Source organism: Microbacterium sp. USHLN272, assembly GCF_037149655.1.
GTDB classification, from domain to species: Bacteria; Actinomycetota; Actinomycetes; order Actinomycetales; family Microbacteriaceae; genus Microbacterium; species Microbacterium galbinum.
On sequence record NZ_JBBCRA010000001.1, the window covers coordinates 1570950 to 1590839 of the forward strand.

25 protein-coding genes are annotated in these 19890 nt (G+C 69.0%); 7 read left to right on the forward strand and 18 right to left on the reverse strand.

The features are described 5' to 3' along the window. Positions 1–13 precede the first annotated feature (13 nt). Positions 14–463, forward strand: a complete 450-nt coding sequence (locus WFJ97_RS07630; RefSeq protein WP_247623509.1) for an adenylyltransferase/cytidyltransferase family protein — start codon at positions 14–16, stop codon at positions 461–463. A gap of 21 nt (positions 464–484) precedes the next feature. On the opposite strand, the gene WFJ97_RS07635 is transcribed toward WFJ97_RS07630, so the two are convergent. Beyond that, a complete protein-coding gene (locus tag WFJ97_RS07635; RefSeq protein ID WP_247623510.1) occupies positions 485–877 on the reverse strand; it encodes an SIP domain-containing protein in 393 nt (130 codons plus the stop codon). Positions 878–958: 81 nt separating this feature from the next. Between WFJ97_RS07635 and WFJ97_RS07640 the strand changes: the two genes are divergently transcribed. The 3 genes from WFJ97_RS07640 (at position 959) to WFJ97_RS07650 (ending at position 4531) form a co-directional block, all read left to right on the forward strand. Next, positions 959–1222, forward strand: coding sequence for a glutaredoxin family protein (locus WFJ97_RS07640; protein WP_247623511.1), 264 nt, complete (start codon positions 959–961; stop codon positions 1220–1222). Between the two features lie 164 nt (positions 1223–1386). Continuing rightward, the gene (locus WFJ97_RS07645; RefSeq protein ID WP_336641031.1) at positions 1387–2763 is read left to right on the forward strand and encodes an MFS transporter; all 1377 of its coding nucleotides are present in this window, start codon (positions 1387–1389) and stop codon (positions 2761–2763) included. Between the two features lie 28 nt (positions 2764–2791). Further along, positions 2792–4531, forward strand: a complete 1740-nt coding sequence (locus WFJ97_RS07650; RefSeq protein WP_247623513.1) for an aldehyde dehydrogenase family protein — start codon at positions 2792–2794, stop codon at positions 4529–4531. A gap of 18 nt (positions 4532–4549) precedes the next feature. Here the strand turns inward: WFJ97_RS07650 and ypfJ are convergent, their stop codons facing one another. Continuing rightward, complete coding sequence (gene ypfJ / locus WFJ97_RS07655) at positions 4550–5437, reverse strand: KPN_02809 family neutral zinc metallopeptidase (RefSeq protein WP_336641032.1); 888 nt, start codon at positions 5435–5437, stop codon at positions 4550–4552. A gap of 45 nt (positions 5438–5482) precedes the next feature. Between ypfJ and WFJ97_RS07660 the strand changes: the two genes are divergently transcribed. The 3 genes from WFJ97_RS07660 to WFJ97_RS07670 all read left to right on the forward strand — a co-directional run bounded on the left by WFJ97_RS07660 (position 5483) and on the right by WFJ97_RS07670 (position 7519). Next, positions 5483–6472 (forward strand): malate dehydrogenase, encoded by a 990-nt coding sequence (locus tag WFJ97_RS07660; RefSeq protein ID WP_336641033.1) that lies wholly within the window; start codon positions 5483–5485, stop codon positions 6470–6472. Between the two features lie 116 nt (positions 6473–6588). Then, the gene (locus tag WFJ97_RS07665) at positions 6589–6972 is read left to right on the forward strand and encodes a response regulator (protein WP_336641034.1); all 384 of its coding nucleotides are present in this window, start codon (positions 6589–6591) and stop codon (positions 6970–6972) included. A 76-nt stretch (positions 6973–7048) separates the two neighbouring features. Further along, entirely contained in the window at positions 7049–7519 is a 471-nt protein-coding gene (locus tag WFJ97_RS07670; protein WP_247623517.1) for a recombinase family protein, read from the forward strand. 18 nt (positions 7520–7537) lie between these two features. On the opposite strand, the gene WFJ97_RS07675 is transcribed toward WFJ97_RS07670, so the two are convergent. The 16 genes from WFJ97_RS07675 to WFJ97_RS07750 form a co-directional block, all read right to left on the reverse strand. Then, the gene (locus tag WFJ97_RS07675) at positions 7538–8089 is read right to left on the reverse strand and encodes a hypothetical protein (RefSeq protein ID WP_336641035.1); all 552 of its coding nucleotides are present in this window, start codon (positions 8087–8089) and stop codon (positions 7538–7540) included. Positions 8090–8209: 120 nt separating this feature from the next. Further along, positions 8210–9898: an alpha/beta hydrolase gene (locus WFJ97_RS07680; RefSeq protein WP_336641036.1), complete on the reverse strand. Its 1689-nt coding sequence runs from the start codon at positions 9896–9898 to the stop codon at positions 8210–8212. Further along, the gene (locus WFJ97_RS07685; protein ID WP_336641037.1) at positions 9879–10193 is read right to left on the reverse strand and encodes a hypothetical protein; all 315 of its coding nucleotides are present in this window, start codon (positions 10191–10193) and stop codon (positions 9879–9881) included. The genes WFJ97_RS07680 and WFJ97_RS07685 overlap by 20 nt, the downstream gene beginning before the upstream one ends. 155 nt (positions 10194–10348) lie before the next feature. Further along, entirely contained in the window at positions 10349–10636 is a 288-nt protein-coding gene (locus WFJ97_RS07690) for a WXG100 family type VII secretion target (RefSeq protein ID WP_247623521.1), read from the reverse strand. Between the two features lie 130 nt (positions 10637–10766). Further along, positions 10767–11432, reverse strand: coding sequence for a hypothetical protein (locus WFJ97_RS07695; RefSeq protein ID WP_336641038.1), 666 nt, complete (start codon positions 11430–11432; stop codon positions 10767–10769). 4 nt (positions 11433–11436) lie between these two features. Next, positions 11437–12078 carry a hypothetical protein gene (locus WFJ97_RS07700; RefSeq protein WP_336641039.1) on the reverse strand — a complete coding sequence of 214 codons (642 nt, stop codon included), beginning with the start codon at positions 12076–12078 and terminating at the stop codon, positions 11437–11439. Continuing rightward, positions 12075–13202, reverse strand: a complete 1128-nt coding sequence (locus WFJ97_RS07705) for a hypothetical protein (protein WP_247632976.1) — start codon at positions 13200–13202, stop codon at positions 12075–12077. Before WFJ97_RS07705 ends, WFJ97_RS07700 begins: the two co-directional genes overlap by 4 nt. Next, complete coding sequence (locus WFJ97_RS07710; protein WP_247623525.1) at positions 13199–13501, reverse strand: hypothetical protein; 303 nt, start codon at positions 13499–13501, stop codon at positions 13199–13201. The genes WFJ97_RS07705 and WFJ97_RS07710 overlap by 4 nt, the downstream gene beginning before the upstream one ends. Positions 13502–13579: 78 nt before the next feature. Continuing rightward, positions 13580–13867 (reverse strand): WXG100 family type VII secretion target, encoded by a 288-nt coding sequence (locus WFJ97_RS07715; protein ID WP_247623521.1) that lies wholly within the window; start codon positions 13865–13867, stop codon positions 13580–13582. Between the two features lie 126 nt (positions 13868–13993). Next, positions 13994–14869, reverse strand: a complete 876-nt coding sequence (locus WFJ97_RS07720; RefSeq protein WP_336641040.1) for a hypothetical protein — start codon at positions 14867–14869, stop codon at positions 13994–13996. A gap of 74 nt (positions 14870–14943) precedes the next feature. Further along, complete coding sequence (locus WFJ97_RS07725; protein ID WP_336641041.1) at positions 14944–15615, reverse strand: hypothetical protein; 672 nt, start codon at positions 15613–15615, stop codon at positions 14944–14946. A 37-nt stretch (positions 15616–15652) separates the two neighbouring features. Then, positions 15653–16246, reverse strand: a complete 594-nt coding sequence (locus tag WFJ97_RS07730) for a hypothetical protein (protein ID WP_336641042.1) — start codon at positions 16244–16246, stop codon at positions 15653–15655. After that, positions 16243–17544 carry a hypothetical protein gene (locus WFJ97_RS07735; protein ID WP_247623529.1) on the reverse strand — a complete coding sequence of 434 codons (1302 nt, stop codon included), beginning with the start codon at positions 17542–17544 and terminating at the stop codon, positions 16243–16245. Before WFJ97_RS07735 ends, WFJ97_RS07730 begins: the two co-directional genes overlap by 4 nt. Before the next feature lie 17 nt (positions 17545–17561). Further along, entirely contained in the window at positions 17562–17909 is a 348-nt protein-coding gene (locus WFJ97_RS07740; protein ID WP_247623530.1) for a hypothetical protein, read from the reverse strand. 82 nt (positions 17910–17991) lie between these two features. Continuing rightward, positions 17992–18885, reverse strand: a complete 894-nt coding sequence (locus tag WFJ97_RS07745) for a hypothetical protein (RefSeq protein WP_336641043.1) — start codon at positions 18883–18885, stop codon at positions 17992–17994. A 36-nt stretch (positions 18886–18921) separates the two neighbouring features. Then, positions 18922–19806 carry a hypothetical protein gene (locus WFJ97_RS07750; RefSeq protein ID WP_336641044.1) on the reverse strand — a complete coding sequence of 295 codons (885 nt, stop codon included), beginning with the start codon at positions 19804–19806 and terminating at the stop codon, positions 18922–18924. Positions 19807–19890: the final 84 nt, after the last annotated feature.

Consider the following 19890-nt stretch of genomic DNA (forward strand, 5'->3'; position numbering starts at 1 on the left):
ATCTGGGGAGATCATGGGGACGCGTATCGGCTATGCCGCGGGAGCTTTCGACCTGTTCCACGTGGGGCATCTGAACCTTCTGCGCCACGCCAAGCAGCAGTGCGACATTCTGATCGCCGGCGTCGTGAGCGACGAGATGCTGCGCGAGGTGAAGGGCATCGAGCCCGTCATCCCGACGGCGGAGCGCGCGGAGATCGTGCGCCACATCTCGTTCGTCGACGACGTGCACGTCGAGACGACGCCGTCGAAGCTGGACGCCTGGGAAGACGTGCGCTTCACGCACTTCTTCAAGGGCGACGACTGGCGCGGCACCGAGAAGGGGCTGCGGCTCGAGCGCGAGTTCGCGCGCGTCGGCGTCGAGGTCGTGTACTTCCCGTACACGGCGCACACCTCGAGCTCATCCCTGCGGCGAGCGCTCGACGCGATCACCGCGGGTGCGGGGGCTCCGGCGCTCGCGCGCTGACGGGCCAGTTCGCCGACGGAGTCAGTTCGCGACGCCGAGCAGACTGCGGGCCATGCGCGCCACGTGGGGTGGCGTGTGCGGCCCCAGCCAGACGGTCCACTGCGCCGGCGGCTCGCTGCACGCCCACTCGACGCACCACGAGTGCACGGCATTGGCGAGGCGCTCGCCCTTGGTGTGCGCGCGGATGCCGTCGCCGCGCACGAGCCAGCGCACCGACACCCCGTCGGGCACGTCGATGTGACGCATCTGGATGCGCGCGGCCGCTTCGAGCAGGATCACGCCGGTCGCGTCCCACGGCAGTCGGGCGGCGATCCCCGCGATCACCCCGGCGTCCGCCGCGTCTCCGGCGACGAGCACAGCGCCCTCGATGTTCTCCCAGTCGGGGTCGTCCAGGTGCTCGCTCGCGTGGTTCATGGCTTCGATTATAGGTAAGGCTACCCTTACCGACAAGCCCCTCTCGGCCCTCTCCCCGCCAGGGCGTTCTACGCTTGTGTCATGACTTCTCCTGCTGAATCCACCATCACGATGTTCGGCGCCGACTGGTGCCGCGACTGCATCCGCACCAAGAAGCAGCTCGACGACCTCGGCGTCGAGTACACGTACGTCGATCTCGTTGCCGACCCCTCCGGTGCCGACGTCGCGAAGGACATCTCCGGCCGCACGAACATCCCCGTCGTCCTGTACCCCGACTCCTCCCACCAGGTCGAGCCGTCGAACGCCGACGTCGAGGCGAAGCTGCGCGAGCTCTCCCTGATCTGAGCGCCGCGTCGGCACAACTTCGGAGTTCCGGAGCGCCGCGCCCGCACGACTTCGGAGTTCCGGAGCGCCGCGCCGCGACGGCATCCGATTCAGCGGCGTGCCGTGTGCAATCTCCGAAGTTGTGCCGGGGCGACGAGACGAAGGCCCACCGCTACACTGGCGCGATGAGCACAGAGGCTCGGCCCGAACGAGCATCCGTCCGCCTGTCCGCGCGCACGATCGTGCTGTACGCGATCGGCTCCGTCGGCACCGGCGGATACGCCACGCTGCCCGGGCTGGTGCTGACGTACTTCCTCACCGACAACCTCGGGGTCGCCGCCCTGGCCGCCGGAGTCATCGTCACCGCCGCCAAGATCTGGGACGTCGTGATCGACCCGCTGATCGGCGCGGCCTCCGACCGTCAGCTCGCGCGCACCGGCTCGCGTCGCGGGTTCATGGTGCTGGGCGCCGTCACGCTGCCCGTGTTCTTCGCGCTGACGTTCGCGGTGCCTCCATCGTGGGGTCCGATGGCCGGTGCGGTGTGCGTGCTGCTCGCCTTCCTCGCCACGGCGACGTCGTTCAGCCTGTTCCAGGTGCCGTACGTGGCGCTGCCCGCCGAGCTCACCGACGGCTACGACGAGCGCACGCGCCTGCTCGGTTGGCGGGTCGTCGTGCTGACGGCATCCATCCTCCTGTTCGGCGCGGGTGGCCCCGCACTGCGCAAGGCGGGCGACGACCCCGTTCTCGGATACCTGCTGATGGGGATCGTCGCGGGTCTCGCGATCGGCATCGGCATGTTCGTGGCGACGCGCACGGCGGATGCCGCAGCCGCACGCCGCGTCGGCGACGAGAGCGCGGTGGCCCCGGCCGCCGGCATCCGAGAGCAGTACGCCTCGGGGTTCCGGGCGCTGCGGCGCAGCCAGCCGTTCCGTGCGCTGCTGGGCGCGTTCCTGCTGCAGGCGCTCGCGACCGGCACCATGCTCGCCGGGGCGCAGTACGTGGCGACCTGGGTACTGCGGTCGGAGGACGCCGTGACGTTCGTGTTCGTCGCGCTCGTCGGCCCTGCGCTCGTGGCGACGCCCGTGTGGACGGTCATCGCCCGGCGGGTCGGCAAGGAGCGCGCGTTCGGCATCGCGAGCGTGCTGTTCACTCTCGCCGCGGCATCCCTCACGATCGCAGTCTGGACGCCCGGCGCCTGGATCTACGCCTCCGTCGCGGTGGCCGGAATCGCCTACGCCGGGCTGCAGTCGCTGCCGATGGCGATGCTGCCCGACGTCATCTCGCACGACGAGCGCACCCACGGCAGCGGGCGCGCGGGCACCTTCACCGGCATCTGGACCGCCGGGGAGACCGTCGGCTTCGCTCTCGGTGCGACGACGGTCTCGCTCACCCTCGCCCTGACCGGGTACGTCTCGACGGTCGCGGGCACGACGGTCGAGCAGCCGGATGCCGCCATCACCGGCATCGTGCTCAGTTTCAGCATCCTTCCCGCACTGATCATGCTCGCGAGCCTCCTGCCTCTTCACCGTTACCGCCTGCGCCGCCACGACATCGACGCATAAGCTGGGATCCCGTTCGAAGGAGCCGCCCGTGACCTCCACGCCCGTCGCCACGACCACGCCCGAGATCGGCGAGAGCGAGCACGCGCGGCTCGACACGGCGATCGACGACCTGCACACGGGCGCCCGAGTGTGGTCGGCGCTCACGGTCGCGCAGCGCGTGACGCTGCTGCGTCAGGTGCGCACGAGCGTGGCCGCGACCGCCGAGGACTGGGCGACGACCGCCGCGGCGACGAAGGGGCTCGATGCGCGGCATCCGCTCCGTGGCGAGGAATGGCTGAGCGGGCCCTACGGTGTGCTCGGCGCGCTCGACGCCTACATCGAGACGCTCTCGCGGCTCGCCCGCGGCGCCAACCCGCTCGACGGAATCACCATCGACCGCGCCCCCGGCGGCCGCACGCGCGTGCACGCGTTCCCCCTCACCGGCATCGATCGCTTCCTGCTGTCGGGATTCACCGGCGAGGTCTGGCTCGAACCGGGCACGACACCGCGCGCGGCCCGAGCCGCCGCCGGGCTCGGCCAGCGCACCCCGACCGTCTCCGGCGGAGTGGGGCTCGTGCTCGGCGCCGGCAACGTCACCTCGATCCCCGTGCTCGACGTGCTCTACGAACTGCTCGCCTCGAACCGCACCGCGCTGCTCAAGGTGAACCCGACGCAGGATCCCCTCGTGCCGATCTACAAGCGCGCGCTCGCCCCACTCATCGAGCCGGGGTTCCTGCGCATCGTGCGCGGCGGCCCGGCGGTCGGCGCCTACCTCACGGCGCATCCCGACCTCTCGCACGTGCACATCACCGGGTCCGCGGCGACGTTCGACGCGATCGTCTGGGGCCCGAAGACCGCGCGCGGCGCCCGCCGCAAGAAGCCGTCGATGTCGAAGCCGATCACGGCCGAGCTCGGCGGGGTCTCGCCGATCATCGTCGTGCCCGGCGACTGGTCCGAGGCCGACCTGCGGTACCAGGCCGAGCACGTCGCGACCATGCGGCTGCAGAACAGCGGCCACAACTGCATCGCCGGGCAGGTCGTGATCCTGTCGGAGGACTGGGACCAGGCGGATGCCTTCCGCGCCGCGCTCCGTCGGGCCTATGCGAGCGCGCCCGAGCGACCCACATGGTACCCGGGGTCGACGAACCGCATGCACGAGGCATCCGATGCCTACCCCGATGCCCTCGTGCTCGGCGACCGGTTGCTCGTGGAGATCGACGGCGACGACGACGCCTCGGCCCTGCAGAGCACCGAGTACTTCGCACCGGTCCTCGGCGTCGTGAGCGTCGCCGGGACGGGCCAGGAGTTCCTCGATGCCGCCGTCGCCTACGCGAACGACGAGCTGCAGGGCACACTCGGGGCGAACGTGCTCATCGACCCGGCGACCGAGAAGTCGCTCGGCACCGGATTCGAGAGAGCGATCGCCGACCTCCGTTACGGATCGATCGCGATCAACGGCTGGACCGGCTTCGCGTTCATCACTCCGACACTGACCTGGGGCGCTTTCCCCGGTAGCACGATCGACGACGTCGGCAGCGGCATCGGCGTCGTGCACAACGCCCTGCTGCTCGATCGGGTCGAGCGATCGGTGCTGCGTGGCCCGTTCCGGCCGTTCCCGCGCTCCGCGCCGGGCCTCAACGGCGGCGGTCGGGTCACGATCCTGCCGACGCCGCCGTGGTTCGTCACTTCTCGCACCGGCGCCGAGGTGAGCGAGGGGCTCACGCGCTTCCGGGCGAGCGGGGGCGTGGGAGGCCTCGTGAAGACCCTGCTCGCGGCGCTGCGCGCCTGACGCACCCCTGGGTCAGTCTCAGGGGTCGAGATCGTCGACCGAGCGGGTGAACGTCTCGGCGCAGACGCCGAGACCTTCGGTGAAACCCTGCGCGAACCAATACTGCCGCTGCTCGCTCGACCCGTGCGTCCAGCTGTCGGGGTTCGAAACGCCCGACATCTCCTGGATGTGGTCATCTCCCACCGCGGCAGCGGCATCCAATGCATCCCGCCGCTGCTCCTCGGTGGTCGGTTGCAGGTACGGCGTGCCGTCGGCGTCCGTCTGCTCGGAGATCCGCCCGATCCAGGCACCGGCGTAGCAGTCCGCCTGCAACTCCATGCGCACGCCGTTGCTGCCCTCTCCGGTGCCGTTGTTCGGGTACTGATCCATCGTGCCGACGATGTTCTGGATGTGGTGGCCCCACTCGTGACCCACGATGTAGAGCTGGGCGAGGTTGCCGGCGGATGCCCCGAACTGCTGCTGCATGAGCGAGAAGAACGTGGGGTCGAGGTAGACGCCCTGCTCGGGCGGGCAGTAGAACGGCCCGACGGCGTTGGAGGCGGTGCCGCACTGCGTCGAGGTCGCACCGTCGACCACCGTCAGGGTCGGCGGCACGTACCCCTCGACATTGTCTTCCCAGAACGCGTCGAGTGCGACCTGTGCGCCGGCCATGCGGCAGTCGACGTTCTCGTTCGCGTCCTGCCCCGTGTCGCAGTTCTCGATGACCGAGCTCCCGGAGTCGGAGCCCGAACCACCCGTCGACGTACCGCCGCCGAGAAGCCCCGTCAGGTCGATCCCGAGCAGCGGCCCCGCGATCAGGGCGATGAGGCCGAGCACCCCGACTCCTGTGCCTCCCGCGATCGCCGCGTTGCGACCGCGGCGGCGCGTGGTGTTGGTCGACAGGTCGGCGTCGGGGTTGAAGGTCATGGCTCCGAGGGTACTCCGCCCCTCGGACGGTCGTAGGCTCGGGATATGACCACGACGATCACCATCACGGGCGCGGGCGGACAGATCGGCTACGCGCTGCTGTTCCGCATCGCGGCGGGAGACCTGCTCGGACCGGACGAGAAGGTGCGGCTGCGGCTGCTCGAGATCCCGCAGGGGATCGGAGCGGCGGAGGGCGCGGCGCTCGAGCTGCAGGACGGCGCTTTCGGGCTGCTCGAGCACGTCGAGGTGACGGATGACGCGGCGATCGGCTTCGACGGTGCCGACCTCGCGCTGCTCGTGGGCGCGCGCCCGCGCGGACCCGGCATGGAGCGGGGCGACCTGCTCGCCGCGAACGGTGGCATCTTCGGCCCTCAGGGGGCGGCGATCGCCGCGAACGCGGCACCCGGCGTGCGGGTCACGGTCGTCGGGAACCCCGCGAACACGAACGCGCTCATCGCCGCGGCATCCGCCGACGGCGTGCCGGCCGAACGATTCACGGCGCTGACTCGCCTCGATGAGAACCGCGCCAGGGCGCAGTTCGCACAGACGCTGGGCGTGCCTGTCGCGACGGTGGGGCGCCTGCCGATCTGGGGCAACCACTCCGCGACGCAGTTCCCCGACGTGTCGCACGCGACCGTGGCGGGCGAGCCTGCGGCGGACGCTCTCGCCGCGATCGTCGGCGACGTGCCGGCGTGGTTGGACGAGACTTTCATCCCGCGGGTCGCCAAGCGGGGTGCCGAGATCATCCGGGTGCGCGGGTCGTCGTCGGTCGCCTCGGCGGCGAGCGCCACGATCGACCACGTGCGCGACTGGGTGCGCGGCACCGAGGACTGGACCTCGGCCGGCGTCGTCTCGCACGGTGAGTACGGGGTGCCCGCGGGCCTGATCTCGTCGTTCCCCGTGCGTGCGGTCGACGGCGAGTGGCGGGTCGTCGAGGGTCTGGAGATCGGCGAGGACGCCCGGCGGCGCATCGACGCCTCGGTCGCCGAACTCGTCGAGGAGCGCGATGCGGTGCGGTCGCTCGGTCTGATCTGATCCACTCTTCCGGCGCGAACGTGTGGATAACCGACTTATCCACTGTCCCCACACGTACGCGATTCGCCACCATATGGTTACTGGACTGACGACGCTCCGCGGAGCAGAATGGACCAGTGACCTTGTCTCCTGACACGATCGGAATGATCATCGCGCTCTTCGCCGTCACGGCGACGGTGCTCAGCGGCGTGGGCGCGATGCTCGCCCACCAGACGCGCGGTCTGGACGCGCGATTCGTGCAGATGGATGCGCGGATCGACGCCCGGTTCGAGCAGGTCGACGCCCGGTTCGAGCAGGTCGACGCCCGTTTCGAGCAGGTCGACGCCCGGTTCGAGCAGGTCTATCGCCGATTCGACCAGGTGGACGCCCGACTCGATCGCGTCGACGCCCGTATCGACCGGGTGGAGGAACGCCTCCTCGGCGTCGAGCACGAGCTGGTCGACGTGAAGATCACGATCGCCCGGCTCGAGGGACCTCCCCGTCGCCTGCAACAGCTCTGAGCGGCATCCGATCCCGTCGGCGGAGTCGATACGGATTCGGCGCCGACAGGGCAGAATGGAGTCCGGAGGTGCGCCCATGAGCGAGACGACAGACCGGACCACCGGCACGGCATCGGTCGACGACGCGCTGACGAGCCCGCTGCACCTGCCGCACGCCGCGGCGGAGTGTCCCAAGTGCTTCACCGAACTGCAGCAGAACCGCGACTTCTGGCTCGCTCGCCCCGACGGTTCACGCCTCGTCGGACTCGTGGTCTCCCGCGAGGGCATGCCTCCGGTCGTGCAGCAGCGCGATGATCTCACGCGCTTCGGCGTTCCGATCGAGGGGTTCCGTCACCCCGCACCCGACATCCTCGAGAGCTGGGGCGATCGTCTCGCCCGCCTCATCGACACCCTGCACAAGGGCGACGTGCTCGTCGTCGCGAACACGCACGCGCTCGGGCGCGACGGCGAAGAGGAGTCGCGCACGGTCGCCGACCTCCGTCGCCGCGGCATCATCGTCAAGGTGCTCAACCACGACGCGCGCCACCTGGCCGATCTCGCGCGCTGAGTCCGGATCCCGCGCAGCCTACGGTGAGGGCGTCGGACCGAACGCCGGCTCACCCGGCGTGACGCCGAAGAAGAGCGGATCGCTGGGCGACTCCTCGCGCGGAAGATAGCCCTCGGAGAGCGTCACGCCCCCGAAGATCAGCTTGCTCAATTCGGCGCGGTCTCCGGGCCAGCACTTCGTGGTCGCCGTGACGAGTACCGACCCGTTGGCGATGAAGGTCACCATGAGCTGCGAGAAGTCGCCCTGCTCGCGCACGATCACGTCGGAGGACTGCGCATCTCCGGAACCGAGATCCTGGCCCTCGACCTCGAACCCGGCGTCGGTGAGATGGCGACGCACCTCATCGCGCAGCGCTCCCTGCGCGTCCGGATCGACCTGCGTCGTGCGTGTGAGATCGAACTTGTAACCGTTGTCGCCGCACCCTGCGGCCGAGGGCTGCATCCCGAAGGAGCCGATCTCCGCTTCCCAGGGCCCGTCGTAGATGAGCGCCTGGACATCGTTGGTGATGGACCGGTAGTCGAGGTAGTGCTGCTTCGCCTGCGCGACGAGCTCGTCACCTGTAGGGGTCATTCCGTCTCCTCCGTTCACGCACCCGGTGAGGGCGACCGCCACCACCGCCACCACAGCGGACATCCGCCAGCGCTTCCTCATCTGCATCCTCTGCCCTCGTGCATCGTCGCCGCGAGCCGGTCAACCGAGCGGCTCGCCATTGGCGACGATGTTGGCAATGTTACGGAACGACTCCGAGTCGCGGGCGAGGTATCCATTGTCCTCCTCCCACCACCCCCACACCGAGTTGCCTCCGTCGTGCGCCGCGTGGCCGGGGGTTCCGAGACCCGCCTCGGAGCCGCCGTTCAGGCTCGGCACCTGCCCACCGTCGCTCTCGAAGCTGACCGCCCCCGGCAGCTCCTCGGGGTTGGTGCCGTGGCCGAACGAGCTGTGCTCGCCGTATCGCGCGATCCAATCACCCGGGGCGCGCGAGGCGTAGATGTGCGTTCCGGAGTAGTCCATCGGCGCATCGCCGGTCCAGCTCTGGTGATACCCGTCGGGGACGCCGGCCGAGCCGACCGCGATGAGGTTGTCGACGCCGAGGTTGTCGGAAGACCCACCGACCGCGAGGAACGCGGTCGTGCTGCCGTAGGAGTGTCCGATCACCGACGTGGTGACCTGCGACGATACCTCAGTGTCGAGTCCGCGCAGGGTCGAGCTCAGCGTCGCCGCCCCCTCGGTCGCGCTGCCCATCGTGTGCTCGCTGAGCATGTTCGGGGAGTCGTAGCCGTACCAGGCGATCGTCGCCGACCGCACTCCCCCTCCGTACGCATCGGCGAAGGTGTTGAGATCACGTGCGCTCTGCCCCCACGCCTCGAGGTCCTCGAGGCTCGAGAACATGCCGCCGACGAGGACGTTGACGTTGGTGATGCCATCCATCGGATCGACCGGGTTGCCCTCATCGTCGACGATCCGCACGCCGTACATCACAGCGGCGGTCGCCTGCGGATGCTCGAAGGGGTGGAACATCAGCAGTTGACCGTCGAAGTCGGTGAGTTCGAGTCCGAGGCTCTCGAGCTGCGAGTCGAGCGGTTCGCCGTACGGCCCGCCCTCGATCGCACGGTCGTAGGCTTCGCGATTGGCGAGGAACCGGTCGAGGTAGGGAACGCCTTCGAGGTTGCCGATGAACTCCGGGTAGGTGCGGGCCAACGCCGCGCGCTGCGCATCGGTGAGGCTGTCCCAGATCTCCGCGACCTCGGCCGCGCTGTCGGCGTTCGCGAGCGCATCGATCGCCGAGAGCGTCGAGTCACTGAGGGTCGTGCCATCGGCGCGGACCAGGCCCGAGATCGCGGCGCCGTAGGCCTCATCCCACAGGGAGTACGCCGATTCCCACTGCTCCCACAGGTCGTCGAGGGTGCTGGCGGCCGAGGCGAGACCGCTCTCGGCATCCGTGACGTCCTGCTCCGCCGTGTTGCGGGTCTGCGCGGTGTCGTCGGGCGTGCACTGGCGCTGCGCGAGCTCGGCCGCATCGAGATCGGCCGCCGCGGCCTCCTTCGCGGCGTGGGCCGTCTCGATGTCGTCGATGAGGTCGTTCGCCGCCTTCGCGTGCTGCGCCACGGCCTCGCCGTAGGCGCGGACGACATCGGCGATGCGCCCGAGGGTGAGGATCGTCGGGTTCATCCGGCTCGCGAGCGCGCCCGATTCGGTCTGCACGCGATCGATGCTCTCGCCGCGCCCTTCGAGTCCGCCGTCGATGTTGCGCAGCACGATCCGGGCGTTGCCACCCTCGTCGATCAACGTCTCGAGGTCACGATGGATGCCTTCGAGGGAGCCGCTGTCGTACTCGATCTCTTCGAGCGTCCAGCCGCGATTAGGAGAAGTCAGCGACATAGTCGGAATCCCATCCGGCGCCGAGCGAGACGTCGAGGTCGTCGAACGAATCGTTGATGCTCTTGAGGCGGTCGCTGATCGCGATGCCGTCGAGGTGCTGCGCCTTCGCCTCCATCGACGCCTGACCGAGTGCGTTCTCGAGCATGACCCGGAGGCTCGTGCGCCCCACTGGGTTGCCGACGCCGGTGTCGCGGGCCCAGATGTCGTTCGCATACATCACGTAATTGCCGATCGAAAGGTCGATCTGCAGGATCGCCCCTTCGAGCGCGGCCTTGTCGATCTCGACGTCCGACATTTTCACCCCCCGGTGCTCTGTGGTTTCACCCTAGCGGGGCATATCGGGAAGCCACGATGGGCAGGACTCCCCATCCGCCCTGTGCCGGTGACGGGGTCGGGGACACGACGAAGGGGCCGACGGCCAACCGTCGACCCCTCGAAAACTGCGCTCGGTCAGCTGCCGGCGAGCTGCGTGTCGAGGTCCTGAATCGCACGCATCATGCCCAGCAGCGACTCCGACATGTCATTGATGCCATCGACCGCGGTCTTCAGACCCGTCGTCAGCTCCGTGTACCCCTCACCGAACTTGCCCGACGCATGCTGCGTCTTGAAGTCCTCACCCAGAAGGGTGTCCACCTGACCCTTCAGCGTGTCCAACTGACCCTGAATGTCATCACGAGCCTGCGACAGCGACGACGCCACCTGCTCCATCTCTGCATAAGACGCACCGAAATCGGCCATCGTCCACACCTCCGGAAATCGAATGAACCGGACCCCTCCGGCCCGATATACCAACCATACGAAAAAGCCCCACCCCCGTCGATGGGGAGACCTCCCCATCCCACCGTGGCCGTGCGTCAGGACCGATCGTTCAGCGACGGACGAAGCCCGAGCGGATCCGCACCCAGAGCGGGTCACGCTCCGAGAGACCGGACACGATCCGCATCACCCCGCCGATCTGGCCGATCCCGGAGACGGCACCGACGATGCCGACCGTCGCCGCGGCCGCTGTCATCGATGTCGTCCCCTCGATGAGATCGCGCACGAACAGCGAGATCCCGCCCACCGCGATCAGCAGCGCCAGGGTCGCCGTGACGATCCGCACGAACACCCGCGGCTCGAAGTTCACAGTGCGGGCCTGCAGCCAACCGCCGGCGCGGCGCTGGCGCCCTCCGCGCGTGTACGGCAGACGCATCCACCACGTCGCGGCCGAGAGGAGCCGCCGCCCCGACCACCACAGCAGCACCAGCAGGACGACGCCCGCGAGAGCGACGACGAGGGCGACCACGATCGCCACCAGGTCGATGCCGGCGGGCGTGCCGCCCAGCATCCGCACCGTCTCGATGAGACCGACCGCCACGAACGCACCGCCGGCGGCGAGGGCGAAGCCCAGGATGCCGAGACCCCACCGCGACCATCGCTCGAAGTCCGCCCGCAGCGCCGCGCCGGCACGGTCGGCCTCGACGGGGCGAGCATCGTCGGATCCCGCCTCGGCGATGAGAGGACGCGAGGCCGGGAGGATCAGGGCGAAGGGCATGAGTTCAGGTTAGGCCGTCGTCGAGCGGCGTCTCGAATCGCGCGCCCTCCGGCAGCTGCGGCTCGACCCCCTCGGGAAGGTACTGCGTCATCGACAGCGCGAACGCCGTCATCACGGCCAGCTCCTGCCGCTGCGCCGGGTCGGAGCACATGCCCATGACGACCACGGTTCCCGCTTCTTCGGGGAGACGGATCTCGCCCACCGTCATGACCGCGTCCATACCCCCGCGCGACACCAGTCCGCTCGTCACGGTGCCGACCCGCCCGTCGGGCGACGCGAAGGTCTCGGCGGTCGCGTCGTCGCCGAAGCGACCGAGCGGCAGAAGACGGTGCAGCGAGACGGCATCCGCAGTGTCTTCCGGACCTGTCACGACCACGTTCGTACACAGGAATGACACGGCCGGCCGCTCACCGAGCACGATCGACACCCCGGCGAAGTCGAATCCGGTGTCGGCGAAGGTGCGCACACCCTCGTGGAAGCCGGCGACGATCGCTTCACGCGCCTCTTCCGGGAGCCAGCCCTTGCCGCCCTCGAGGTAACGCTCCAGCCATTCGTCGGGCGAGCGATCGCCCAGGGCACGGAACTCGATCCAGCCCTGCGGCATCCGCTGCCAGACCCGGTGGCCGGTTGCCTGTTCGACGCTCACAGCTCGTCGTCCGTCTTCGGGCCGTTGCCGTGGACGGTGTTGTCGACACGTTCGGCGAGGTTCTGCCACGGACCGAACAGGCTGTCGACGAAGTCCTGCCCCTTGCTGTGCGCGTCCATCGCGGTGTTGGTCATCCAGTAGGTGTTGGCGACCATGTTGCTCATGTTGATGTTCAGGGTGACGGCGAGGGTTCCCGCCGCCGTGCCGCCACCGGCGAGCGCCGGAGTCATGCGCTGGATCGAGGGGATGAGCACCGCACCACCGGGGCCGATGAGCGTCTTCGCCGCGACACCCAGCAGACCACCGGCGAGAAGCCCGACCGCGCCGATCGCGAAGTCCGTCCACGACCCGCGGCCGGTGAGCGCCTGCAGCCCGTCGATCGCGACCAGCGCGATCGCCATGACGAGCGCGACGGTGCCGAGCACCGGGATGAAGAGCGAGAGGATGGCGATGATCGGCAGCGCCGCGCGGAGGATGTCCTCCAGGATCGGCACCACGTTGTCCATGAGCCACTCACCGGCATCCGCCAGCCAGTCGCCCGCCCCCTCGAGGAAGTTCGAGAACGCGTTCCCCGCATAGGAGTTGAGGGTGTCGCTCGCGCTCACGAGGTGCTGTGCGGCGATCGCCGCGTCGTCGTCGACCTCGATCTTGAGACGCTGCGCCTCGGCGATCACGTCGTCGAGCGCGCCCTGCGCCGTCGCGAGCGCGGTGGTCGCATTCGACACAGCATCGGGATCGGCGTCCTCGGCGTCGGCGCCGTCGACGGCCTTGTCCTTCGCGGTCGCCTTGCTGCTCACCGACGCGGCGGCGGTGGCCGCTCGATCCTCGAGCTCGCGAGCGCGCTGCTGGTAGCCGGTCAGCTGCGTCACCCAGGTGCTGAGCGCATCGCGGGAGGTGCGCAGGGCCGAACCCGTGTCGACCAGGTGCGGACGGAAGTCCTCGCTCATCGCGGCGCGGAACGCCACGGCGGCTTCGCCCGTCCAGGCGGCGTCATCGTCGCCGTTGAGCATGGCGAGCGCGTCGTCGACGCTGTCGCAGCCGGTCGAGAGCCCGAGCACGAAGCCCTCGAGCTCGCCGAGATTGCCGGGAGCGGGATCGAATCCCAGGGCGGGGAACGCGGTCATGCGGATGCCCCTTCCTCGGGCTCCATGCTGGCGGCGAGCTCGGAGTCGAGCCCGCGGAACGCCTCAAGGATGCCCTGCAGGCCGGTGCTCGCATCTTCGGCGTAGCGACCGAGCTTGTCGATGCCTCCGCCCCACGAATCGTGGAGGTCTTCGAGACGGCGTCGCAGCTCCTGTTGCGGAACGGCCGAGCCGGAGACGCTGCCGAGAGCGCTGGTCGCGGCATCCAACGACGTGCGCATGTTCGCGTACGCGGTCTTGCTGGCCTCCATGGCCGAGTAGTCGATACTCACATCAGGCATACGTGTCCCCTCCCCTGGTCACCGGTCGAAAGGGGGCGCCGACCCGGTCGGTCGACGCCCCACACGAAGAACGCTCGGTCAGCTGCCGGCGAGCTGCGTGTCGAGGTCCTGAATCGCACGCATCATGCCCAGCAGCGACTCCGACATGTCATTGATGCCATCGACCGCGGTCTTCAGACCCGTCGTCAGCTCCGTGTACCCCTCACCGAACTTGCCCGACGCATGCTGCGTCTTGAAGTCCTCACCCAGAAGGGTGTCCACCTGACCCTTCAGCGTGTCCAACTGACCCTGAATGTCATCACGAGCCTGCGACAGCGACGACGCCACCTGCTCCATCTCTGCATAAGACGCACCGAAATCGGCCATCGTCCACACCTCCGGAAATCGAATGAACCGGACCCCTCCGGCCCGATATACCAACCATACGAAAAAGCCCCACCCCCGTCGATGGGGAGACCTCCCCATCGAGCCGAACCGGGCGAAGAACCGGAATCAGGGCCGGGGGATGACGCCGGCGATGTCGATTTCGCCGTCGTAGGCGAGCCACGCGACCCAGGCGGCCGGCGCGAGCGTGCGCGCCTGGGCGATGGTCGTGGCGTCGATTCCCGCGCTCGCCAGGGTGTCGAGTCGACGGGACCACTCGGCCTTGTCGGAGGGCGTCGGAGAGGACGACGACGCCGCCCATTCCGCATCACGCCGCATCTGGCGCAGATCGCCCGGATCGACGGATGTTCGCGCGCCGGTCGACGGCGCAGCATCCTGTCGCCGCACGAGGTCGCTACGGATCGCGACTCCCGCGATGAGGAGGGCGATCACCGCCGTCATCGGCAGCCAGATCGCGAGGTCGTCCGGCGTGAACCCCCGGTCGTCGCCGGTACCGAGGACGAGGCGTATAGCGAGCATCGCGACGCACAGCAAGCCGACCAGCGCCGACGACGCCTCACCGATGCGGGCGCTCCGAACGTCCGGCACCCGAAGCAAGAGCACGACGAGCAGAACGGGTATGGCGATCACTCCCGCGACGAATGCCGTCGACACGGCCAGCTCGGGGTCGGTGAAGGCGTTCTTGCGGTCGGACGGACCGAGCATCACCGCCGACGTCAGCGCCGCCGTCAATCCGATGCCGAGCAGCGTTCCCCACACGGCGAGATATCCCGCGCTCGACTGCGCCCGTGGCGGCGCGCTCGCGGTGGCGATCGCCGTCGCCGCGGACGCCGAGACGAAGCGCCGCCGACGCTGATGCAGGTTCCACAGGCGGGAGAACAGCGCCGATGCCGCCTGCGGCTGTGCGCGAAGCACTTCCACCGCTTCGTTCGCAACCGCGGTGACCGTCTCATCGTCACCGGAGAGGTGCACGACCGGCTTCATGCCTCGCCCTCGGCATCGTGGGCGATCCAGAGCATCGGTTCGCTCGGGCGACGCATCGGTGGTCCGCCACGCCCTCAACCGGCGGCTTCAGCGGGCGAGACCGAGGGTACGGCGTCCTCCTCCGCGACCCTCTCCCAGGCGAAGGTCGAGACGATCGAATCGCTCAGCAGCGCCAGCTCATCGAGCACCTCGGCGGGCAGCACGTCGCCGTCCGGGATGACGATCGTCGACGTGAACACGAGCGCCTTCCGGCGCTGCGTGCCGGGAACCGGAACGACGTAGGTGATCGTGTGTCCGCCGACGCCGTCGATCGACGACGCCCCGGATGGGCGCTTCGCCTCGGTCACCCACCGCACGATGTGCTTGACGTGGTCGTCGAGGAAGACGGCGCCCCGCAGGCGGAAGGCCTCGGTCACCCAGCCGTCGAGGTTCTCGCCGTGGGCGGCCGTGAGCAGCGAGGCCGTGATCGACAGGGGGAGCAGTTCCTCCATCGGCACGTCCTGCTGCCGGTAGACGGCGAACACCTTGGTGTTGCGCATGACTTGGTTGACCTGCGCCATCATGGTGCGGAACTCGGCATCGAGGTCGGGACGCCCGGCCTGCATGAAGATCGCACTCGCCTTGCGCACGTCCTCCTGCTGCGCCGCATTGGTGGGCACGTGCCGCACCCAGCCCGGAGGAAGCACGAGGCGGAACGGGGGAACGCCGAACTGCATCTCGACGCCGAGGTCGTTGATCTCGTTCACCGAAGGGCTCCTCGCGCTGGTCTGTTCGGGGCGGCGGTCACGCCGGCAGGGTGATGCCGTCGATCACGCGGAGGATGTGCTCCTCCATGAGGGCGAAGGACTCGAGGGTCGAGCCCATCGCCTCGATCATGATGACCCATTCTCCCGCACGGAGCATGACCGTCCAGTTGGCGATCGGGCGCGCGGCGCCGTCGACGACGACGGCGGAGGTGCGGCGCAGCAGGAATCCGTTGCCGTGCGTGTCGGTCTCGAGTTGGATCAGTTCGGATGCCGCGGAGTCGGGCAGCGTCGCGATCTCTTCCAGCACAGCGCGCTCGTCGAGCGCCTCGGCATCCGCCACCGTGATCTCGACGAGGACGTCGCTGTACACCCCTCGGGGGATGAACCAGAGTTGCGTCGCGGCGTTGCCCGCGAGCCCTGCGAGACCCTGCGCGGTGAGGCGAATCGCGTCGAGATCGCCATCGGTGAGCGTCGATCGCGACGCGTAGCGCTCGACCGCCGCGTCGACCCACGCCTCCACTCCGCCGTCGCCCGCGAGATCGCGGGCGGTCGGCAGCGGGAGGAACCACTCGTCGTCGTAGGCGAAGTCCCATCGCGCATCGGTCGCCGTCTCGACGGGAAGCGGCGTCATCGGGTGATCCCGTTCAGCAGGCCAGCGGGCGAGAGGCCACCGGACGGTCGACCGTTGGTCATGGCTACGCCCTTGTCCGCCCACTTGTAGACGTTCCATGCCTGCTCGAACAGCGTGGGAGCATCGGACTTGGCCAGCTGCTGCAGCGCCTGCGGCAGCTGCGTGTAGAGCCTGTTCCCATAACCGGTACCGACCGCAGCGGCCTCCTGGAACGCGACGGTGAAAGACCGATTCGCTCCGCCGAGGAATCGCTGTCCGAGTCCTGCGAGCGTAAACGGCCCCGTCAGCCGGGTGCGCGAGACGTTCTCGACGAAGTTTGCGAAGTTGAGCTTGCTCGCCGCGCGCCAGCCGTTCTTCGGCAGTGCGGAGATGTTGTGGATATTGCGAATCTGCCCGAGCGGCCCGGTGAGCTGCTTCGGGATCGCCTTGAAGAACTTGCCCAATCCCTGACCGAGTTTGCCGATCGGGAGAACTCCGACGATGGCCCACGCGAGATCCCCCCACCCCTTGCGGCCGTCGAACATGAGCGCGACGGTGAGGGCGAGCGCGATGACGCCGACGACCAGGGCGGCGATCGCGAAGAAGGGGCCGCCGATGATGAGGCCGAGCACCGCAATCGCGAGACCGACCCAGCTGACCCATTCGGCGACGACCGCGAGGACTCCCGCGATGTCCTCCCAGGTGGAGTCCTTGCCGATGTCGTTGGCATCCGTGAGGCCCGACACGGCCGTCTCGTACGCCTCGTGCCAGGTGTCGTACTCGGCGTCGAAAGCGGCGAGGTTGTCATCGTGATCGCTCGATGCCGTGCTCAGAGCGCTTTGGGCTCCGGATGCCGCAGAAGCGAGCTCCTGCCCCGCAGCGGTGTTGGCCGCCGCGGCATCCTCCTCCGGCGGGTTCAGACGCGTGTTCGTGTTGTGGGTGCTCAGCGCGGCCGATGCATCCGCCGCGTTCGACTGCGCCGTCTGCAGGGCCGTGAGGCTGGACTCGCAATCCGCGACCACCGTCTGCATGCGCGACTGCACCTGAGCGAGCGCCGTCGCGTAGGCGGAGAGGGTCGACCCCGCCGGCGTGTAGCGCCGACCGGCCTCGTCGAGGTCTTTGTGGACGTCGTCGATGACCTCCTTGATCTTGTCCATCGCATATCCGCGCCCGACGATCGTGCCGTCCTTGATGCCTTCGAGCGTGCTCGCCGCCTCGACCATGCTCTCGCCGAGCTCGGTGATCTGCGACCCTCGCGTGGAGATCGCCGCAGCATCCCCCGCGACCACCTCGACATCGCGTCCGCTGTGCGTCTGCATCTTCCCGCCCCTCCGTGTCAGTACGCCACCGGCGCGTGACCGCCGGATCCGCCCGCGCTGCTGCCCGACTGCTCCATCGACGTCGCCATCTCGGAGTCGAGACTGGTGACCTCGTCGACCGTCCCCTGCACTCGCTGGGCGACTTCTTTGAGCTTCGTCAGCAGCTTGTCGCGGCTGTCGTTCCAGCTGCCCTCGAAGTCGTGGCAGCGGTCCTGGAGCCGACCGTCGCCGTAGGGCCGTGCGACGGCGGCCTCGACGTCGTCCTGGCGCCCCGACGCCGACTCGAACTCGCTGACGATCGCCGTGAGTTGCTCGCTCGTGGTCTGCAGATACTCGATCGGCACGATCATGCTCTGGCCGCTCATCGCCCCTCCTCAGTTCCTGGACGATACGACATTAGTGGGCGGCGATGTCTCACACGATGGGGAGCACTCCCCATGTTGCGGATCACCGCGCGGCACGGCGCGCGGTGCCGTTCTCGGCCTTCTTCGTCAGCGCCCGGATGCTCTCGCGATCGGCCAGAATCCCCAGCTCCGTGATGCCGGCGGCGCCGAGGCCCCGACCGCGCGTCTTCGCCGCGGTGGTGCGGATGCTGGTGGTGGAGGAATGCTCCACCATCTCGCCGAGCCGCGTCCATCGGCGGAGGTCCTGAGCGTCGAGTTCCTTCCGATGCGCCCGGCGCAGTCGGCCGAGACGCCTTCCCCCGGCCTTCCGCTGACCGAACGTCTCGCTGTATTCGTCGCTCCCTTTCTCCAGGATCCTGCGCTGCTTCGCCTCCGTGTCGGCGATCACCGCCGCGATCTCCTGGGCGTAACCGGGCATCCCCCGGAGGATCCGCCGCTCCTCCGCGACCCATCGCCGCAGCAGTGCATCCTCGCACTCGTCGCAGAGACGCGATGGACGTGTCCCGTCCGTCGCGTACCCGCAGTCGCACGGGATCCCCCCGCGCTGTGTGCGCCGTGCGGGCGCCCATCCGAACCGCTCCCGTAACGACGCGGCACCCACGACGCTCTCGTGCAACTCCCCCAGATACCCCTCACCGCTCCGGCGCTGCGCCTCGCGCACCAGCGCCTCCCACCGCTCCGCATCGCCCGCACGCACCAACGGCCCCGCCTCCCGCGCATACTCCGCCAGCACCGCGAACACCTCCGCCTCCACCGACGCCGCCTTCAACGCCGACGCCGACGTCACCCCCGGCCACGACGGAAACCCCACACGCTCCCGCAACACCCCCAACCGCGCCTCACCCAACACCGCGAAACGCTCCCAGACTGACTTCAGCGCCTCGTCACGCTCAAGCACGCCCCGCTCGAACTCCACCACCGCATCGAACACACCCATGCGAAAAGCGTAAGCCGTGCCCGCCTCCGCACGCGCTCACCGTCGACTCTTGCGTCCCGTCGCCGGTCGAGAATGCTGCGCTCTCACCTGCAGCGACAGTCCGACGAGCTCAGTCAGGGCAGCGCCGCCGAGTCCGCGTCTCAAGACCTTGCTCGCCGTCTCGCGATACGCGAGCATCGACGCGGCGGCGAGAGGTGCTCCCAGCTTCTCCCATCGAGACATCTCTACGCCGGGCAGTTCCTCCCGGTGCCGCCGATGCAAGCGGGCGACCGCGCGTCCTCCCGCTCGACGAACCCCAGTCGCCTCGGACGCGGTGTACTCCCCGCCGGTCACGTACACCCGCTCCTGCTTGCGAGCGGTGCGGTCGATGACCGCAGTGACCTCTTCCGCGTACTCGGGCATCCCGCGCAGTATCCGCCGCTCCTCCGCGACCCAGCGTCGCAACAACGTCTCCTGACAGTCATCGCACAACGCCCGCGGCAGAACACCCTCGGTCGCAAACCCGCACTGACACGGAATCCCACCCCGCTGCGACCTCGACCGCGGAACCCACCCCCACCGCTCCCGCAACAGAGCAGCACCCACCGTGCTCTCCTGCAACTCACCCAGAAAACCCTCACCGCTCCGACGCTGCGCCTCGCCCACCAGCCCGGCCCACCGCTGCGCATCACCCGCACGCACCAACCCACGAGCCTCCCGCGCATACTCCGCCAGCACCGCGAACACCTCCGCCTCCACCGACGCCGCCTTCAACGCCGACGCCGACGTCACCCCCGGCCACGACGGAAACCCCACACGCTCCCGCAACACCCCCAACCGCGCCTCACCCGACACCGCGAAACGCTCCCAGACTGACTTCAGCGCCTCGTCACGCTCGAGCACGCCCCGCTCGAACTCCACCACCGCACCGAACACACTCACGCGACCAGCGTAGGACGCACGCGCCTCCGCGCCCGGCCACGCGAGAAAACGGAGACCGGATGCTGCGCGGGCGGCGCGTCACGG

Excerpts from the sequence above, each read along its gene's own strand:
- WFJ97_RS07630 (WP_247623509.1), top strand. The coding sequence starts at position 14 with ATGGGGACGCGTATCGGCTATGCCGCGGGAGCTTTCGACCTGTTCCAC.
- WFJ97_RS07635 (WP_247623510.1), bottom strand. The coding sequence starts at position 877 with ATGAACCACGCGAGCGAGCACCTGGACGACCCCGACTGGGAGAACATC.
- WFJ97_RS07640 (WP_247623511.1), top strand. The coding sequence starts at position 959 with ATGACTTCTCCTGCTGAATCCACCATCACGATGTTCGGCGCCGACTGG.
- WFJ97_RS07645 (WP_336641031.1), top strand. The coding sequence starts at position 1,387 with ATGAGCACAGAGGCTCGGCCCGAACGAGCATCCGTCCGCCTGTCCGCG.
- ypfJ (WP_336641032.1), bottom strand. The coding sequence starts at position 5,437 with ATGACCTTCAACCCCGACGCCGACCTGTCGACCAACACCACGCGCCGC.
- WFJ97_RS07660 (WP_336641033.1), top strand. The coding sequence starts at position 5,483 with ATGACCACGACGATCACCATCACGGGCGCGGGCGGACAGATCGGCTAC.
- WFJ97_RS07670 (WP_247623517.1), top strand. The coding sequence starts at position 7,049 with ATGAGCGAGACGACAGACCGGACCACCGGCACGGCATCGGTCGACGAC.
- WFJ97_RS07675 (WP_336641035.1), bottom strand. The coding sequence starts at position 8,089 with ATGACCCCTACAGGTGACGAGCTCGTCGCGCAGGCGAAGCAGCACTAC.
- WFJ97_RS07680 (WP_336641036.1), bottom strand. The coding sequence starts at position 9,898 with ATGTCGCTGACTTCTCCTAATCGCGGCTGGACGCTCGAAGAGATCGAG.
- WFJ97_RS07685 (WP_336641037.1), bottom strand. The coding sequence starts at position 10,193 with ATGTCGGACGTCGAGATCGACAAGGCCGCGCTCGAAGGGGCGATCCTG.
- WFJ97_RS07690 (WP_247623521.1), bottom strand. The coding sequence starts at position 10,636 with ATGGCCGATTTCGGTGCGTCTTATGCAGAGATGGAGCAGGTGGCGTCG.
- WFJ97_RS07695 (WP_336641038.1), bottom strand. The coding sequence starts at position 11,432 with ATGCCCTTCGCCCTGATCCTCCCGGCCTCGCGTCCTCTCATCGCCGAG.
- WFJ97_RS07705 (WP_247632976.1), bottom strand. The coding sequence starts at position 13,202 with ATGACCGCGTTCCCCGCCCTGGGATTCGATCCCGCTCCCGGCAATCTC.
- WFJ97_RS07710 (WP_247623525.1), bottom strand. The coding sequence starts at position 13,501 with ATGCCTGATGTGAGTATCGACTACTCGGCCATGGAGGCCAGCAAGACC.
- WFJ97_RS07715 (WP_247623521.1), bottom strand. The coding sequence starts at position 13,867 with ATGGCCGATTTCGGTGCGTCTTATGCAGAGATGGAGCAGGTGGCGTCG.
- WFJ97_RS07720 (WP_336641040.1), bottom strand. The coding sequence starts at position 14,869 with ATGAAGCCGGTCGTGCACCTCTCCGGTGACGATGAGACGGTCACCGCG.
- WFJ97_RS07730 (WP_336641042.1), bottom strand. The coding sequence starts at position 16,246 with ATGACGCCGCTTCCCGTCGAGACGGCGACCGATGCGCGATGGGACTTC.
- WFJ97_RS07735 (WP_247623529.1), bottom strand. The coding sequence starts at position 17,544 with ATGCAGACGCACAGCGGACGCGATGTCGAGGTGGTCGCGGGGGATGCT.
- WFJ97_RS07740 (WP_247623530.1), bottom strand. The coding sequence starts at position 17,909 with ATGAGCGGCCAGAGCATGATCGTGCCGATCGAGTATCTGCAGACCACG.
- WFJ97_RS07745 (WP_336641043.1), bottom strand. The coding sequence starts at position 18,885 with ATGGGTGTGTTCGATGCGGTGGTGGAGTTCGAGCGGGGCGTGCTTGAG.